A 16,065-nucleotide genomic window follows, 5' to 3' on the forward strand; every position below is an offset into this window, starting at 1 on the left:
CCTGACCACGCCATGCTGCGGATCGGCTTGACCGGTGGCATCGGCGCCGGCAAGTCGGCGCTGTCGTCCACCTTCGCCAAGCGCGGTGCCGTCATCGTCGACGGTGACGTGATCGCGCGCGAGGTCGTGCAGCCCGGCACCGAAGGCCTGGTCGCGCTGGTCGAGGCGTTCGGCGGCGACATCCTGCTCGCGGACGGCTCGCTGGATCGACCGGCATTGGCCGCCAAGGCGTTTCGTGACGACGAGGCGCGCAAGACGCTGAACGGCATTGTCCACCCACTGGTGGGCAATCGCCGTTCGGAGATCATCGCCTCGGTGCCCGAGGATTCCGTTGTGGTGGAGGACATTCCGCTGCTGGTGGAGTCGGGGATGGCGCCGCTGTTCCCGCTCGTCGTCATCGTGTACGCCGATGCCGAGGTGCGGCTGCGGCGCCTGGTCGACCAGCGCGGCATGACCGAGGATGACGCCCGCGCCAGGATCGCGGCGCAGGCCAGCGACGAGCAGCGCCGCGCGGTCGCCGACATCTGGCTGGACAACTCGGGCACCCCCGAGGAGTTGGTGCAGCGCGCTCACGAGGTGTGGGACCACCGCATCGTCCCGTTCGCGCGCAACCTGGGCGCGCACCAGATCGCCCGGGCGCAAGCCCGGTTGGTGCCGCCCGACCCGGATTGGACCGACCAGGCGCGCCGAATCGTCAACCGCCTTAAGACCAGCTGCGGTCACCGAGCGCTGCGCGTCGACCACATCGGCTCGACTGTGTTTTCGGGGTGCCACGACTTTCTGGCCAAGGACGTCATCGACATCCAGATCACCGTCGAATCACTGGCCGTGGCAGACGAACTCGTCGAGCCGTTGCTGTCCGCCGGGTACCCGCGCATCGCGCACATCACCGGGGACGTGGCCAAGAACGGCGGCCGCAGCACCGTCGAACGATACGACCATGACGACGATCCGACGTTGTGGGCCAAGCGAATTCACGCCTCGGCGGACCCCGGCCGACCCACCAATGTGCACATCCGCGTGGAGGGCTGGCCCAACCAGCAGTTCGCCCTGCTGTTCGTGGACTGGCTGATCGCCAACCCGGATGCCCGCGCCGACTACTTGAACGTCAAGCGCGCCTCCGAAGAGGGCGCCGATGCCGACACCGCGGCCTACGTGGAGGCCAAGGAGCCGTGGTTTGACGACGCCTACGGCCGGGCCTGGGAATGGGCCGACTCGACGGGCTGGAAGCCCTAGGGTAGGGGGGCGCCGCACTGCAGCGCCCCGTTCATCGGGTCGGCGTTGCCCGCGACCGGCCTGACCATCTGGTCGGACTGGACGAAAACGGCGTCGTCGACGTCGATTTCGCAGTGCACATTCGCCGAGTACGGGAAGTGCACCACGACGCGCATGCCGGCCTGCTGCGGATCGGGCAGCACCGTGTCGGCTTCGAATGCGTTGCCGGGCATGGACGGAAGGCCGGTCGTGCTCGTCTGGCCGCCGTTGATCACGAACGTGGCCTGGCTTCCGGTCGTCAGAGCGTCGACCCTGGCCCGGTAGGTGATGTTGTGCAGATCCGCTCGTGCCGTTGCCGGATTCAGCTGTGCCCCGGCAGCGATGAGCGCCACCACGGCGATCGGCAGAAGCCGGGGACCTTTGCAGCTCATAGCAGCTGAGGGTACGCCCAGCATGACCGACGAACTAGGTGCCGTGCTCGCGGTACGACACGACAGCATCGCCCGGGCACATTCGAGCCAAGAGCCCAGCACGGACACTGCGTGTCGCCCCCGCGCCGTTATGCCGGCGGCATCAAAACGGTATCGATCATGTAGACCGTCGCGTTGGCAGTGGGCACACCACCGCAGACGACGCCGGCGTTGTTGACGGTCAGGTTGTTGCCCTGCCCGTTAGCCGTCACGTTGGCGCCCTGCAAGGTCTTATGGGCTCCCAGCACATTTGCCGGGCTGAGCTGGCCTTGCACCACGTGGTAGGTCAGGATCCTGTTCAACATCGCGGAGTCGGTTTTGAGCTGGTCGATCGTCGACGGCGGCAGCTTGTTGAACGCGTCATCGGTCGGTGCGAACACCGTGTACTGACCATTGTCGAGGGTGTCGACGAGATTGACCTGAGGGTTGAGTTTGCCGGATACCGCGGCGGTCAGTGTCGTGAGCATCGGGTTGTTGGAAGCCGCGACCGCAACGGGGTCTTGCGACATCCCCTGCACCGAAGCCGGACCGTTGGGATGAGCGCTCGCATAGTCGGCGCATCCTGGCCCCACCAGATCAGCCGCTGCGGCCACGGGGGAAGTGGCCACTGCGAAGCCCACCACGGCTGCCGCAGCAAGACCGGTGGCCGCCAGCGATTGCTTGTTCACCTTCATCGGTTTCTCCTCACGGTTGTCACGCGGCCCGGTGCCGCGCCGTTCGCTCCTGGCATCGGAGATTCGGAGCGGTGACACCGTTGGATTGCTCACTTCCGCAATAGGCGGTGATCACCCGTAGGTGAACGAAAACATTTGCAACCCTTTGCTGGGCCGCACCTCGAGTGTTGCATTTTGAAGATGGTCGTCCGCGACGATCTGGTGTGACGTCGGGGGCCCGCTGATCGGCACGGTCGTCGATTGCCCATCACGCAGCACGGTGACGGTCCCGGTGCCGCCGACGACCATATAGACGCGCTTGGCGTGGTAGTTCAGTTTGACGCTGGACTGCTCACTGTCGGCCGTCGCGCCCTGGTAGTCCAGCGACCACGGTCCGCGCAATGCGAAGCTGTCTGGGGCCAGCGTCGGGGGATAGTCGAATGATGCTGAGCCTTCGTCGTATTGGCGGCCACCGCCGTAGTTGACGACCTTGCCGACGCCGAAGTAAGTCTCGGGCGTGGTTTGGTACCGGGGGGCGGTATCGGTCGCGTCCACCGGCGGAGGAAGCGATGCACCAGGGTTGGCGCGGCCGAGTAGTTTCCTGATCAACCGCTCGGTGACGTCGTAGTCGCCTTCCCCGAATTTGATGTGCCGCACGATGCCGTTCGCGTCGATCAAATACTCTGCGGGCCAGTATCGATTGCGGAAATTGGTCCACGTGGAGTAACCGTTGTCAAGCGCGATCGGGTACCGGATGCCGAGGTCGGCGGCGCCTTTGGCGACGTTGCCGGGCACTCTTTCGAACGCATACTCCGGCGTGTGCACCCCGATGACCTCGAAGTTGTCGTCGTGGTAGGCGTTGTACCAACCGACGACATGGGGGATGGCACGTTGGCAGTTGATGCACGAGTATGCCCAGAAGTCGATCAGCACGACCTTCCCGCGTAGCGATTTCAGGTCAACTGGTTTGTCGCCCGGCGTGTTCAGCCAGTCGGCGATGCCCTTGAGATCGGGCGCCGGACCGCAGCTTTCCGGTTCCGTGGCACCGTTGCTGCAGTTGGAAAGCTGAGCGTTCTGATCGTTGACGATGCCGCCCAGGTTGAGCTTTTCCCGTACCCGTTGAATCCCGGCGAGTTTGTCCTGCAGTCGGCTGGTGTAGTCGGGAATCGCCTGCTGCAGCAACGCGGGCAGATTGAAAACGAGCGCCACCGCGAGCACCAACGTGACTACCCCTGCGGCGATTCGGATCTCGCGCTGGCGACGCCGAAAAGCCGTTATCCGCTGGGCCATTTGTTGGCCCGCCAATGCAAAGAACAGCAGCGGCAGCGCGGCGCCGACGGCGAAGGCGCATGTCAGCACCACCGTGCCTGGTCCGATCGAGGCGGTGGCGCCGGCCACTACGATCGCGGCCAGTACGGGCCCCGCGCACGGAACATAGAGCGCTCCCAGTGCCAGGCCGACACCGAATCCGTTGCCGCGATTGCCGAATTGCTTCTGCGGGATGCGCGCGAAGGGGCGCTCTAAGAGCTGCTCGAATTTCGGGAACATCAGGCCCAATCCGATCGCGACCAATGCCGCCAGTGCGATCCACCGGATGGCGTCTTGCGGTAGTCCGAGCAGCGACAGCAGTGTCGATCCGATCAGGGTGACGAGGCTGAAGCTGAGTACCAGGCCGCCGATCACCCGGTAGGGGCGCAGCCGTTGCGACAGTGGACGTTTCGGGGCGGCGCTAACGGTGACACCATCGCCCGACGAATCCTGGTCGGCTGCACCACTGCCGGCATCTTGGGCGCCGGAGAAGAAGATCACTGGCAGCACCGGCAGAATGCATGGCGATACGCCGGTGATTAAACCTCCGACAAAGCCGACCAAAGCGAGAGCCAACATGACTGTTATTCGCAGCCGGTCCGATCTTGGATCGCGTCGATCCGCGCGCGGCCGCACCGGGGGAATGCGCAAGGGCAGCCGGGCAAATGGACCCGGCTGCCTTTGGCTGATGCGTCGAAGGTCCTACTGGCCTGGAGGCATCAGCACGGTGTCGATCATGTACACCGTCGCGTTGGCGGTGTGCACCCCTCCGCACACCAGGCCCGCGTCGTTGACTTTGAGCGCGTTGCCCTGACCCATCACATTCACACTGGCCCCCTGCAGGGTCGGATGGTCGCCATCGACCTTGCTTGGGCTCGTCTGTCCCTGCACGACGTGATAGGTCAGGATGCTTTTGAGCATCGGTGCGTCCGTCTTCAGCTTGTCCAGGGTCGCCGCGGGAAGTTTGTCGAATGCCGCGTTGGTCGGCGCGAACACCGTGTACTGACCGTTGTTGAGGGTGTCGACAAGGTTGACCTGCGGGTTGAGCTTGCCCGACAGGGCGGAGGTCAACGTGGTGAGCATCGGGTTATTCGATGCCGCGGTAGCGACCGGATCCTGTGCCATCCCCGCTACCGAGGCCGGACCGGCGGGGTTCTGTTTCGCGTAGTCCGCGCAACCCGGGCCGACCAGTTCGGCCGCGGGGTCGGCGGCGCCCGACGTCGACGCGGGCCCGGCCATGCTGTTGGCCGGCGAGTTCGTGGTCGGCTCAGACGCGGAGTTCTTACTCGAACATCCTGATAAGCCAATTAGCAGTGCGGTCGCCGCCAGACCCGTGGCAGCGACCGTTCTGGCCCGAGCGTTTGTCATGCGTTCGACTCCATTCGTCGTGGGCGGCCGTGAGCCACCGTTTTCGGCCGAGACATGAAGTCATTCGGAGACGGTTGGGCTTTGGACGGAATTTGGGTGCAAGAGTGGGCACGGGCCGTCCAATCGGGTTCCACGCAACGTCCAGGGCTGGCTCGGCCCCGAATACCCGTTATGGAGGTCGTCGTAGTCGGTGAGTCGCCGCGCGTGCAGGCGGCGCGGCGGGACTCGCTACGCTATCGCGCCATGGGCAGTTCGGCGCGCACCGGCGGCGAACTCGACACGTTGCTCCGCCGGGTGGCCGAGCAGGATGTCGATGCGTTCGCGCAGTTGTACGATCAGACGCGCGCCCGAGTGTTCGGCTTGGTAATCCGGATTCTTCGTGATCCCGGATACAGCGAGGAGACGACCCAGGAAATCTATCTGCAGTTGTGGCGCAATGCCCGTGCCTATGATCCAGCGGCGGGAAGTGCGGTGGCGTGGATCTTGTCGCTTGCGCACCGTCGGGCCGTCGATCGAGTCCGGGTGGAACAAGCCGCTACCGATCGCGAATCACGTTATGGCGCTGGCGATGTCGAGCGCGACCGCGACGTTGTCGTCGATGCGGCCCTTGCCCGCGATGAGCGCGACCGGGTTGTCCAATGTCTACAGGGCCTGACGCCGGCCCAGCGTCAATGCATCGAATTGGCCTATTATCAGGGTCTGACATATGCCCAGGTTTCCGTGCAGCTCGCGCAGAACCCGTCGACGATCAAATCGCGGATGCGAGATGCGTTGAGCAAACTCCGTCGTTGTTTGGATGTGCCATGAGTGACCCATCCGATTTCACCCTGCTCGAACTGGCCAGCGCCTACGCGCTGGACGCCGTATCGGATAGCGAACGAGCAGACATCGAGCAGCGCATCGCCGCTGTGCCACCGTCGGTCGCCGCGGCGTTTCATGCCGAAGTGCGGGCGGTGCGCGAGACGATGGCAGTCGTGTCGGCGCACACCGAACTCGACCCCCCGCCAGCGCTGCGCAGCAAGGTCTTGGAGGCCGTCGAACCCACCCGTTCACGCTGGAATCGTTGGCGCACAGTCGCATTGGCCGCCGCCGCCGCCATGGTCGCCGCGGTGATCGCGACCGGCATCACCATGACTCTGCACAAGGCGCCCACATCGTCGACCGCGCAAGATGTCTTCGCTGCGTCAGATGTTCACACCGCGAGCGCGGAACTGCCGACCGGTGGCACCGCCACCATTGTGTTCTCACGGCAGCGTAATGCGGCGGTGGTCGTGATGAACAACGTTGCCCCGCCTGGCCCCGGGACCGTCTACGAGATGTGGCTACTTGACCCGAATGGGCCACGACCGGCAGGAACGATGGACGCCGGCAACATCAAGCCGTCCACTACCGCCATACTTCCCGACCTTGGGCGCAGCACCGCGCTGGCGTTCACCGCCGAACCCGGACGAGGATCCGCCCGGCCAACGACAACACCGTTTCTCAAACTTCCGTTGAGCTGAACCAGGTCAGCGTGATGCCCTGGTGGGCCAGCCACCTCGACAGGTCATAGTCGTTGCCCGCCAACCCGTCGACGGCGGCAACGGCGCGTCGCACCGCCCGCTCGGCAGCCTCGGGAGTCAGCAATCCGTGGCGGACGGCGTCCAGCAACTCATCGATATCGGTGACTTCGGCTCTTGCGCCGGTGCGGACCTCGATGTCCAGGTAGTGGTCTTCGGAATGCCACACGGTGGGGCCGGGCAGGTACTCGCCCACGTCCAGGTAGTAGTCATGGTCGCGTTCGTGCCCGGGATTGAAATGAAACACGGTGGCGCGCAAGCCCAACGACGGCAGCAGCCACGACTCGAGGTAATGGAACTGGGCGCGACCGGGAGTGGGGCGGGCTATGTAGAGGCCCCACGGCTGCACTGCGTATTCGTCGACGGTCCGCACGATGCCTTTGGGATCGGTGTTGGTGCGGGCCAGCAGGTCGAACGTTTCGTGCTTGGGCGGGTGAATGGTGTCACCCTACCGCTGCTGTGCGATTCGCTATCGGCGCAACCGGATCTTCCATCGCACGAAGCCGGCGTAGAACAGCGACAGGGCGGCCAGCATGCCCATGTCGAGCAGCCAGATCTTCGACGTGTGTTGCCAGAACCGATCTTGCGACAGCAGCGAATCGGGCACCAGGTGGCGCAGATCTACCGTCGAGGCCGCCGCGCCGTAGCCCCAGCGCGCCGGCATCGCCCATGACAGCTGGTTCAGACCGAGCCTGCCGGTCACCGGGACCATGCCGCCGCAGAGCACCAGCTGCGCCATCACCGTGACCACGAACAGCGGCATGATCTGCTCGCTGGAGCGCACCAGCGACGAAATCGCCAGGCCGAGAATGGCCGAGGCGACACACGTCGCCGCAACGGTGGTGAACAGTTCGAAGGTGGCCCCGGCGGTCGAGTGCCCGAACAGCACCGCGCCGCGCGTCGGGGCGCTCTTGCCGATCACCACGATGGCCGTGACGATCGCCGACTGCAGCACCGCGAACCCACAGAACACCGCGGTCTTGGCGAGCAGGTAGGCGGTGGTCGACAGCCCCACCGCCTGCTCACGCTGGAAGATGGCGCGTTCGCCGACCAGGTCGCGAATTGTCAAGGCGGTGCCCATGAATGCCGCTGCCGGCATCAGGAGGGCCAGTATCTGCGCGGCCTCGTCCGGTGTGCCCGCGTTGGGCGCGGGAAGATGAAATCCGTTGCTGCCCGGGACGGTCAGCGACAGCGAGCCCAGGATGAACGGCAGCACCGCGAGAAAGACGAAATAGGCGCGGTCGGCGATCACCAGGCGGACCTGCCGGCGCGCGATGGTCGAGATCTGGCGGCGCACACTGGTGTGCACCGGTTCGCCCAGGCTGCTCGGCTCGCCGCCCTTGTCCGTCAGGTACTGCTGGGGCCGCTTCTGCGCCTCGCTGCGCTCCAGGAAGCGGCGGTTGGCCTCGTCGGGGTCCGCGCCGACCTGGGTGAAGATCTTGGCCCAGTTGGCGGTGCCCATCGCCCCGCCGATCTGGTCGGGCGCGCCACAGTAGGCGGTCTTGCCGCCGGGGGCCATCAGCAACACCTGGTCGCACACGTCCAGGTAGGACAGCGAATGCGTCACGACCAGCACCACCCGACCGGCATCGGCCAGCTGGCGCAGCATCGTCATGACCTGCAGGTCCAGTGCGGGATCCAGACCCGACGTCGGCTCGTCGAGGATCAGCAGCGACGGCCCGGTCAGCAGCTCGAGCGCCACCGAGGCGCGTTTGCGTTGCCCGCCGGACAGCTTCTCGACGCGGGTGTCGGCGTGCTTGGTCAGGTCGAGTTCGTCGAGCACCTGGGCGACGACACTGGCGCGGTCCGCTTTGCTGGTGTCCGGTGGCAGCCGCAGCTCGGCGGCGTAGCCCAGCGCCTGGTTGACGGTCAGCTGGCGATGCACCACATCGTCCTGCGGGACCATGCCGATCCTGCTGCGCAGCGACGCGTACTCGGCGTGAATGTTGTGCCCCTCGAACGTCACCGAACCCGAGGACGGGGTGGTGTACCCGGCGATCAGCCGGGCCAGGGTGCTCTTTCCGGCGCCCGAACCGCCGATCACGGCGGTCAGCGTGCCGGGGCGGGCGGTCAGCGAGATGTCGTCCAGCAATTGTTTGCCGTTGTCGACGACGTACCGGACGTTGCGCACTTCGAGGCCGCCGGTGCGGGCGGTCGCGCCGCTGCGCTCGGTCAGGGTGCCGTCGCGGAACAGCAGGTCGACGTTGCCGATGGTGACGATGTCGTCTTCGGACAGGATGGCCGACCCGACCCGGGTCCCGTTCACGAACGTTCCGTTGACGCTGTTGTCCCGGATCTCGGTGCCGAGCGGGGTGGGCACCAGGGTGGCGTGCCGACGTGAGGCCAGGACGTCGGAGACGACGATGTCGTTCTCGGGGGCGCGGCCGATCGTCCTGGCGCCGGCCGTGCCCGCGGCCGACGACGCGCGCGGCGAGAGCAATTTCACAAAGCGCGTCGCCAGATTGGACACGTCAGCGGTTTTGGCATCGATCACGGTGAATTCCGCCGCGGGTGTGGCGGCGGGCGCCGACGCCGCCTCGGCCTCGCTCGGCGCGGGCGGGGTGACCTGCGACCTTGCCGGGGAGCCGGGATCGATGACGGTCAGCTCGTCGGCGGGAGTGGCCCGGGGCGCCTGTGGTGACGGCCTGCGGGGCGGTGGCCCCTGGCGTGGTGGCTGCGCCGGCTGCCGCGGCGGTGCGGCCGGTGGTCTCGCCGGCCGGCGGGGTGCCGCCGGGCGTGACGGCGCGCTCTGCGGACCGCTGCGGGCCGCGTCCCGGTTAGGACCGCCGGGCGGCGCCTGCGGGCGCCGCGGCGGGTGTGTCGGGTTGGTTTGCTCGGCAAGCGCGGACCACGCCAGGGTCGGCGGCCCCGAGTCGTGGCTCGGCCGGGTCCGGGGCGGGCGGCCGGCGTGACCCGTCTGCGGCCCGATAGCGAACGTCAGGCAGGGGCCTTGGGGGTTTCCGATGTGAATGCTCTGCCCGTCGTGGATATCGACCACCGGCATCCGGTAACCGTTGAGGTAGGTCCCGTTCAGCGAGCCGTTGTCGATTGCCAGCCACCGGCCCTGCTCGAACCGCAGGACGAGATGCACGCGCGAGATGCGTGGATCGGCGATCCGCACATCGGCTTGCGTGTCGCGTCCGACGACCACCTCGTGGCCGGCCGCGAAGGATCGTTGGGACCCGTCGTGCCGAATTGTCAGGATGGGCGGGGCGGGTCGAGTCACCACTCAAGTATCGGCCCGGTTCGGCGGCGCGCTCTATTGGACCCGGCTGTGTCTTCGCTTTGTTTCGATTCGGCCACTCATAGTGAGTTCATAGCTTGCTACGACGAATCGCCTACCGCGGTGCGGCATTATTCGGTGGGGGTAGCGCTTTGCGATTGTGTCCGCGCGTGCCGAGCACAGTGCCGTGCCGGCCGACAGCGAGACGGAGTCGGAGGGCCCAATCGCCGATGCACATGCCCGGGGGCGCGATCCGCAGTGCAGTGCGGCGATGCCCGGGCGGTGCCGGAACACGAGGGGGCGAGACATTTGATGAACGAGCACAAGGGGACCACCCGGCGCATCGGCGCCGGGCGAGGGTTGCTGAGCAATCCACGCCAAGCCCGTGCGGCGCTGCGCGCGGGTTTTCATTCGTTGCCCGCCCTGCCGATCAGTCAGCTGTTCCGCCGGATACCTCCCGTCGATTCGGCGCCGAGCCCCGAACCCGTGGTGGCACAACAGCTCAACGAATCCTCGGGGTCGCGCCCCGCGGTGGGCAACGGCGCGTCGTTCGCCGGCTACACGATTCTGCGGCAGCTGGGCGCCGGCGGCATGGCCGAGGTGTATCTCGCGCTGCATCCCCGGCTGCCGCGCCGCGACGTGATCAAAGTCCTTGCCGAGGCGGTGACCGCCGACCGCGAATTCCGCGAAAGATTCAACCGGGAGGCCGATCTCGCGGCGACGCTGTGGCATCCGCACATCGTCGGTGTGCACGACCGTGGCGAATTCAACGGGCATCTGTGGATCTCGATGGACTACGTCGAGGGCACCGATGCCTCGCGGCTGGTGAAGGAGAACTACACCGACGGCATGCCGATCCGCGAGGTGTGCGCCATCGTGCACGCGGTCGCCGGCGCGCTGGACTATGCCCACGACCGCGGCCTGCTACACCGCGACGTCAAGCCCGCCAACATCCTGCTCACCCATCCCGAAGAGGGGCAGCGCCGAATCCTGTTGGCGGACTTCGGTGTCGCCCGTCACCTGGGTGACATCAGCGGGATCACCGAAACCAACGTCGCCGTCGGCACCGTGGCGTACGCGGCACCCGAGCAGCTGACGGGTTCGCCCATCGACGGCCGGGCGGACCAATACGCTTTGGCCGCAACGGCTTTCCATCTCCTCACCGGGGCGCCGCCGTTTCAGCACTCCAACCCGATCGCGGTGATCAGTCAGCACCTGCACGAGGAGCCTCCCCGGCTCAGCGACGTGCGGCCCGAGCTGGCCGAGCTGGACGAGGTGTTCTTCCGGGCCCTCGCCAAACAACCCGAGGAGAGGTTCGAGCGGTGCCGCGCGTTCGCGGCCGCCGTCAGCGAGTCGCTGGACGACGGCTCCGACGTCGCCGGCGGCGTCCTGGCGTCGGCGCCGCATCGCCGGCGCAGGCCCGGTGGCGTCAGCGCCGGCCTGAGCCGACGATTTTCGTCGAAGACCCGGTGGGGGACCGCACTGGTGTGCGCGGTGCTCATCGCCGTCGCGGCGACCTGGTCCATCCTCTACTCCTTCCAGCCCGATACGCCGCCGGCCAACCCCGCGCTGGCGTCGAAACCGTCCGTCCCGGCCGCGAGTGCCGTGCCCACCCCGGGCGGCCCGGTGCTCCAAGGGACTTACCGGCTGGACTACGACCAGACCAAGCGCACCACCAACGGCATCTCGATCCGCCACGGCGGGCCCGCGACCGGCTGGTGGGCGTTCCGGTCGGCGTGCACGGCCAACGGATGTGCGGCCACCGGGACCCAGCTGGACGATGCCACCCACCAGGTGGCCGACACGGCCGACGGCGGACAGACCGACACCCTGCGCTTCGTCGGTGGCTACTGGCAGGGCGCCCCGGTGCAGCAGCGGGTGGGCTGCACTCAGCCCAACGGGCAGGTCAGGGCCACCCAGCAGGAAACCAGCGCCTGGTCGCTGGCGCCGCAGGCCGACGGCACGCTGCGCGGCACGCTGACGGAGACCGTGCTCAGTGGGGAGTGCGGCGCGCAGGGGGCGGTGGTGCGGGTGCCGGTGGTGGCCACCCGGACCGGCGACGTGCCCGCGAAGCTGACGTTGAGCGACCCCACCCAGGTCATCAACACCTCGGCCCCCGCGTCCGCCCCGGCGGTGCTCGGCGGGCTGTGCGGCGACGTGGGCAAAGTCGCCTACGACCCGACCAACAACGAGCAGATCGTCTGCGAAGGCAGCAGCTGGGCGAAGGCGCCGATCACGGTGGGCGTGCACGCCGCGGGCGGCTCCTGCGACCGGCCGAACACGCCGGTGTTCGCGATGAGCACCTCCAGCGATGGCCACCTGCTGCAATGCGATCCGATCACCCGGACGTGGACGCGGCCGCCGGGGTAGCTGTCCGCGTCGGTCGGTATCCGGGTACCACTAGTTGAGTTCCAAACCTGCTAGCGCATGTGCCAGCAGGTTTGGGAATCACCCTGTTTTTCCAGAGTCCTTCCCGAGTCCTTTCCCGAGTTTTCCGAGTTTTTTTCGAGTCCTTCCCCCAGCTGCCGATGTGACGGATGTGTCCGCGGCGCCACGGCACATGCGCCTGGGAAAACCGGCTGTACCGCGCTTGTCGGTGCTCGGTCCTACCCTGGTGCCATGGCATTCGCCACGGAACATCCCGTAGTCGCGCATTCGGAGTACCGCGCCGTCGACGACGTCGTCCGCGTCGGCGGCCACTTCGAGGTGGTCAGCCCGCACGATCCCGCCGGGGACCAGCCGGCCGCCATCGAGGAGCTGGAACGCCGGATCAAGGTGGGGGAGCGCGACATCGTGCTGCTCGGCGCCACCGGAACCGGCAAGTCGGCCACCACCGCCTGGCTCATCGAGCGGCTGCAGCGGCCGACCCTGGTGATGGCGCCCAACAAGACGCTGGCCGCCCAGCTGGCCAATGAGTTGCGAGAGATGTTGCCGCACAACGCGGTTGAATACTTCGTCTCGTACTACGACTACTACCAGCCCGAGGCGTACATCGCGCAGACCGACACCTACATCGAGAAGGACAGCTCGATCAACGACGACGTCGAGCGCTTACGACACTCCGCGACGTCCTCGCTGTTGTCGCGGCGTGACGTGGTGGTGGTGGCGTCGGTGTCGTGCATCTACGGCCTGGGAACGCCGCAGTCGTACCTGGACCGCTCAGTCGAGCTGCGGGTGGGCACCGAGGTGCCCCGGGACGCGCTGCTGCGGCTGCTGGTCGACGTCCAGTACACCCGCAACGACCTGTCGTTCACCCGCGGCTCGTTCCGGGTGCGCGGCGACACGGTGGAGATCATCCCGTCCTACGAAGAGCTGGCGGTGCGGATCGAGTTCTTCGGCGACGAGGTCGAGGCGCTGTACTACCTACACCCGCTGACGGGGGACGTGATCCGCCAGGTCGACTCGCTGCGGATTTTCCCGGCCACCCACTACGTCGCCGGCCCGGAGCGGATGGCGCAGGCGATCTCGACCATCGAGGCGGAGCTGGCCGAGCGGCTCGCCGAGCTGGAGGGCCAGGGCAAGCTGCTCGAGGCGCAACGCCTGAGGATGCGCACCAACTACGACATCGAGATGATGCGCCAGGTCGGCTTCTGCTCGGGCATCGAGAACTACTCGCGCCACATCGACGGCCGCGGGCCGGGCACCCCGCCGGCCACGCTGCTGGACTACTTCCCAGAAGACTTCCTGCTGGTCATCGACGAATCGCACGTCACAGTGCCGCAGATCGGCGGCATGTACGAGGGCGACATGTCGCGCAAGCGCAACCTGGTCGAATACGGATTCCGGCTGCCGTCAGCCTGCGACAACCGCCCGCTGACCTGGGAGGAGTTCGCCGACAGGATCGGGCAGACCGTGTACCTGTCGGCCACGCCGGGCCCCTACGAGCTCAGCCAGTCCGGCGGCGAGTTCGTTGAGCAGGTGATCCGGCCCACCGGCCTGGTGGACCCGAAAGTCGTGGTCAAGCCGACCAAAGGCCAGATCGACGACCTGATCGGCGAGATCCGCAAGCGCACCGAGGCCGACCAGCGGGTGCTCGTCACGACGCTGACCAAGAAGATGGCCGAGGACCTCACCGACTACCTGCTCGAGATGGGGATCCGGGTCCGCTATCTGCACTCCGAGGTCGACACGCTGCGCCGGGTCGAGCTGCTGCGCCAGCTCCGGCTGGGCGAATACGACGTACTCGTCGGCATCAACCTGCTGCGCGAGGGCCTGGACCTGCCGGAGGTGTCCCTGGTCGCGATCCTGGACGCCGACAAAGAGGGCTTCCTGCGGTCCTCGCGCAGCCTGATTCAAACCATCGGCCGCGCCGCCCGCAACGTCTCCGGCGAGGTGCACATGTACGCCGACACCATCACCGATTCGATGAAGGAGGCCATTGACGAGACCGAGCGGCGGCGGGCGAAGCAGATCGCGTACAACGAGGCCCACGGCATCGATCCGCAGCCGCTGCGCAAGAAGATCGCCGACATCCTCGACCAGGTATACCGCGAAGCGGACGACAGCGAGAGCGTGGAGATCGGCGGGTCGGGGCGCAATTCGTCGCGCGGCCGGCGCGCTCAGGGTGAGCCGGGCCGCGCGGTGAGCGCGGGGGTGTTCGAGGGCCGCGACACGGCCAACATGCCGCGCGCCGAACTCGCCGACCTGATCAAGGACCTCACCGCCCAGATGATGGCCGCGGCCCGCGACTTGCAGTTCGAGCTGGCGGCGCGGTTCCGCGACGAGATCGCCGACCTGAAAAAGGAACTGCGGGGCATGGACGCCGCCGGCCTGAAATGAGTTTGCTGACAACCGATCTCCGGCTGGCGTCGCCGCAGGACGCCATACGGTAGAGGAGTGACCGACGCGGCGACTATCACCGGCGGCTGGCGTGAGCTGCTGGGCGCCAGGTATCTGAGGACTTCCGTACTGCTGGCGGGCGGGGTCGCGCTGTACGCCACCAATGAGTTCCTGACCACCAGCCTGCTGCCCAACACCATCGCGGAAATCGGCGGCAGCCGCCTCTACGCGTGGGTGACCACGCTGTATCTCGTCGGGTCGGTGGTCGCCGCGACGATGGTCAACCCGATACTGCTGCGCATCGGGGCGCGGTTGTCCTATCTGCTGGGACTCGCCGTGTTCGGCATCGCCAGCCTGGTCTGCGCCGCGGCACCCACCATGCACATCCTGATCGCCGGGCGGGCCATGCAGGGGGTGGCCGGAGGTTTGCTGGCCGGCCTGGGCTACGCGGTCATCAACTCCGCGCTGCCCCGCTGGTTGTGGACCCGCGGCTCGGCGCTCGTCTCGGCGATGTGGGGGGTCGCGACGGTGGTCGGACCCACAACGGGCGGCCTGTTTGCGCAGCTCGGGATCTGGCGCTGGGCGTTTGTCACGATGGCCGTTCTGACCTTGCTGATGGCCCTGCTGGTTCCCGTCGCGCTGTCCCGCGTCAACCCGACGAGCGGACTGCCGCGGATGAAGGTCCCGGTGTGGTCGCTGCTCATCATCGGACTGGCCGCACTGGCCGTCAGCGTCGCGCAGATTCCGCACAATGCCGCCGCGACGTACGGGCTGCTCGCGGCGGGCATCGGCCTGGTCGGCGTGTTCGTGATCGTCGACTGGCGCATGCACGCGGCGATCCTGCCGCCCAGCGTGTTTTCGCCGGGGCCGCTGAAGTGGATCTACCTCACCATGGGCGTGCTGATGGCCGCGGCGATGGTCAACACCTACGTCCCGCTGTTCGGTCAGCGCCTGGCCCACCTGACACCGATCGCGGCCGGGTTCCTGGGCGCTGCGCTCGCGCTGGGCTGGACGGTCAGCGAGATCGTCAGCGCGTCGCTGGAGAACCGCCGGACGATCGGGCGGGTGGTGATGGTCGCGCCGCTGGTGGCCGCGTCCGGCCTGGCGCTGGGGGCCGTGGCCCGGCGCGGCGACGGCTCGGCCTGGACCGCCGCGCTGTGGGCGGTGGCCCTGCTGGTCGCAGGCATCGGGATCGGGATGGCCTGGCCGCACCTGTCGGCCCGCGCGATGGCGTCCGTCGACGACCCGGCCGAAGGCGGCGCCGCTTCCGCGGCGATCAACACCGTCCAGCTGACCGCCGCGGCGATCGGGGCAGGGCTGGCCGGTGTCGTCGTCAACACCGCCACCGGCGGCGAGGAGATGGCCGCGCACCTGCTGTTCACCGTGTTCACCGCGTTGAGCGTGGCCGGTGTGGCGGTGTCGTACGCGGCGACGCGCGCCAGCCGGCAGGCCACGCCGGCCGGCGGCCGGAGCTGAGTCGGCGGCCCGCC

12 protein-coding genes are annotated in these 16,065 nt (G+C 67.4%); 6 read left to right on the forward strand and 6 right to left on the reverse strand.

Annotated elements, in window-relative coordinates; translation table 11 throughout:
• Positions 1-12 precede the first annotated feature (12 nt).
• Entirely contained in the window at positions 13-1,236 is a 1,224-nt protein-coding gene (gene coaE, locus OQ789_RS18325; RefSeq protein WP_324687486.1) for a dephospho-CoA kinase, read from the forward strand.
• On the opposite strand, the gene OQ789_RS18330 is transcribed toward coaE, so the two are convergent.
• The 4 genes from OQ789_RS18330 to OQ789_RS18345 all read right to left on the reverse strand — a co-directional run bounded on the left by OQ789_RS18330 (position 1,233) and on the right by OQ789_RS18345 (position 4,885).
• Positions 1,233-1,646, reverse strand: a complete 414-nt coding sequence (locus tag OQ789_RS18330) for a hypothetical protein (RefSeq protein WP_324687487.1) — start codon at positions 1,644-1,646, stop codon at positions 1,233-1,235. The genes coaE and OQ789_RS18330 overlap by 4 nt on opposite strands.
• A 128-nt stretch (positions 1,647-1,774) precedes the next feature.
• Entirely contained in the window at positions 1,775-2,359 is a 585-nt protein-coding gene (locus tag OQ789_RS18335) for a fasciclin domain-containing protein (RefSeq protein WP_324687488.1), read from the reverse strand.
• A gap of 111 nt (positions 2,360-2,470) precedes the next feature.
• Positions 2,471-4,225, reverse strand: coding sequence for a cytochrome c biogenesis protein DipZ (locus tag OQ789_RS18340; protein WP_324687489.1), 1,755 nt, complete (start codon positions 4,223-4,225; stop codon positions 2,471-2,473).
• Between the two features lie 123 nt (positions 4,226-4,348).
• Entirely contained in the window at positions 4,349-4,885 is a 537-nt protein-coding gene (locus tag OQ789_RS18345; protein WP_420716147.1) for a fasciclin domain-containing protein, read from the reverse strand.
• Between the two features lie 372 nt (positions 4,886-5,257).
• Between OQ789_RS18345 and sigK the strand changes: the two genes are divergently transcribed.
• Together sigK and OQ789_RS18355 are read left to right on the forward strand one after the other, a co-directional pair.
• Entirely contained in the window at positions 5,258-5,821 is a 564-nt protein-coding gene (gene sigK / locus OQ789_RS18350) for an ECF RNA polymerase sigma factor SigK (protein WP_324687571.1), read from the forward strand.
• Entirely contained in the window at positions 5,818-6,516 is a 699-nt protein-coding gene (locus OQ789_RS18355; protein WP_324687491.1) for an anti-sigma factor, read from the forward strand. Before sigK ends, OQ789_RS18355 begins: the two co-directional genes overlap by 4 nt.
• Here OQ789_RS18355 and OQ789_RS18360 read toward each other — a convergent pair.
• Positions 6,497-6,946 (reverse strand): DUF402 domain-containing protein, encoded by a 450-nt coding sequence (locus OQ789_RS18360; protein ID WP_324687492.1) that lies wholly within the window; start codon positions 6,944-6,946, stop codon positions 6,497-6,499. The genes OQ789_RS18355 and OQ789_RS18360 overlap by 20 nt on opposite strands.
• Before the next feature lie 96 nt (positions 6,947-7,042).
• Positions 7,043-9,802: an FHA domain-containing protein gene (locus OQ789_RS18365; RefSeq protein ID WP_420716148.1), complete on the reverse strand. Its 2,760-nt coding sequence runs from the start codon at positions 9,800-9,802 to the stop codon at positions 7,043-7,045.
• Between the two features lie 306 nt (positions 9,803-10,108).
• Between OQ789_RS18365 and OQ789_RS18370 the strand changes: the two genes are divergently transcribed.
• The 3 genes from OQ789_RS18370 to OQ789_RS18380 all read left to right on the forward strand — a co-directional run bounded on the left by OQ789_RS18370 (position 10,109) and on the right by OQ789_RS18380 (position 16,051).
• Entirely contained in the window at positions 10,109-12,166 is a 2,058-nt protein-coding gene (locus OQ789_RS18370; RefSeq protein WP_324687494.1) for a serine/threonine-protein kinase, read from the forward strand.
• 249 nt (positions 12,167-12,415) lie between these two features.
• Positions 12,416-14,575, forward strand: a complete 2,160-nt coding sequence (gene uvrB / locus OQ789_RS18375) for an excinuclease ABC subunit UvrB (protein ID WP_324687495.1) — start codon at positions 12,416-12,418, stop codon at positions 14,573-14,575.
• A 57-nt stretch (positions 14,576-14,632) separates the two neighbouring features.
• Positions 14,633-16,051, forward strand: coding sequence for an MFS transporter (locus OQ789_RS18380; RefSeq protein ID WP_324687496.1), 1,419 nt, complete (start codon positions 14,633-14,635; stop codon positions 16,049-16,051).
• Positions 16,052-16,065: the final 14 nt, after the last annotated feature.

The organism is Mycobacterium sp. 94-17, from assembly GCF_035617725.1.
Lineage (GTDB): Bacteria > Actinomycetota > Actinomycetes > Mycobacteriales > Mycobacteriaceae > Mycobacterium.

Excerpts from the sequence above, each read along its gene's own strand:
- coaE (WP_324687486.1), top strand. The coding sequence starts at position 13 with ATGCTGCGGATCGGCTTGACCGGTGGCATCGGCGCCGGCAAGTCGGCG.
- OQ789_RS18335 (WP_324687488.1), bottom strand. The coding sequence starts at position 2,359 with ATGAAGGTGAACAAGCAATCGCTGGCGGCCACCGGTCTTGCTGCGGCA.
- OQ789_RS18345 (WP_420716147.1), bottom strand. The coding sequence starts at position 4,885 with ATGGCCGGGCCCGCGTCGACGTCGGGCGCCGCCGACCCCGCGGCCGAA.
- OQ789_RS18370 (WP_324687494.1), top strand. The coding sequence starts at position 10,109 with ATGAACGAGCACAAGGGGACCACCCGGCGCATCGGCGCCGGGCGAGGG.
- uvrB (WP_324687495.1), top strand. The coding sequence starts at position 12,416 with ATGGCATTCGCCACGGAACATCCCGTAGTCGCGCATTCGGAGTACCGC.
- OQ789_RS18355 (WP_324687491.1), top strand. The coding sequence starts at position 5,818 with ATGAGTGACCCATCCGATTTCACCCTGCTCGAACTGGCCAGCGCCTAC.
- OQ789_RS18340 (WP_324687489.1), bottom strand. The coding sequence starts at position 4,225 with ATGTTGGCTCTCGCTTTGGTCGGCTTTGTCGGAGGTTTAATCACCGGC.
- sigK (WP_324687571.1), top strand. The coding sequence starts at position 5,258 with ATGGGCAGTTCGGCGCGCACCGGCGGCGAACTCGACACGTTGCTCCGC.
- OQ789_RS18330 (WP_324687487.1), bottom strand. The coding sequence starts at position 1,646 with ATGAGCTGCAAAGGTCCCCGGCTTCTGCCGATCGCCGTGGTGGCGCTC.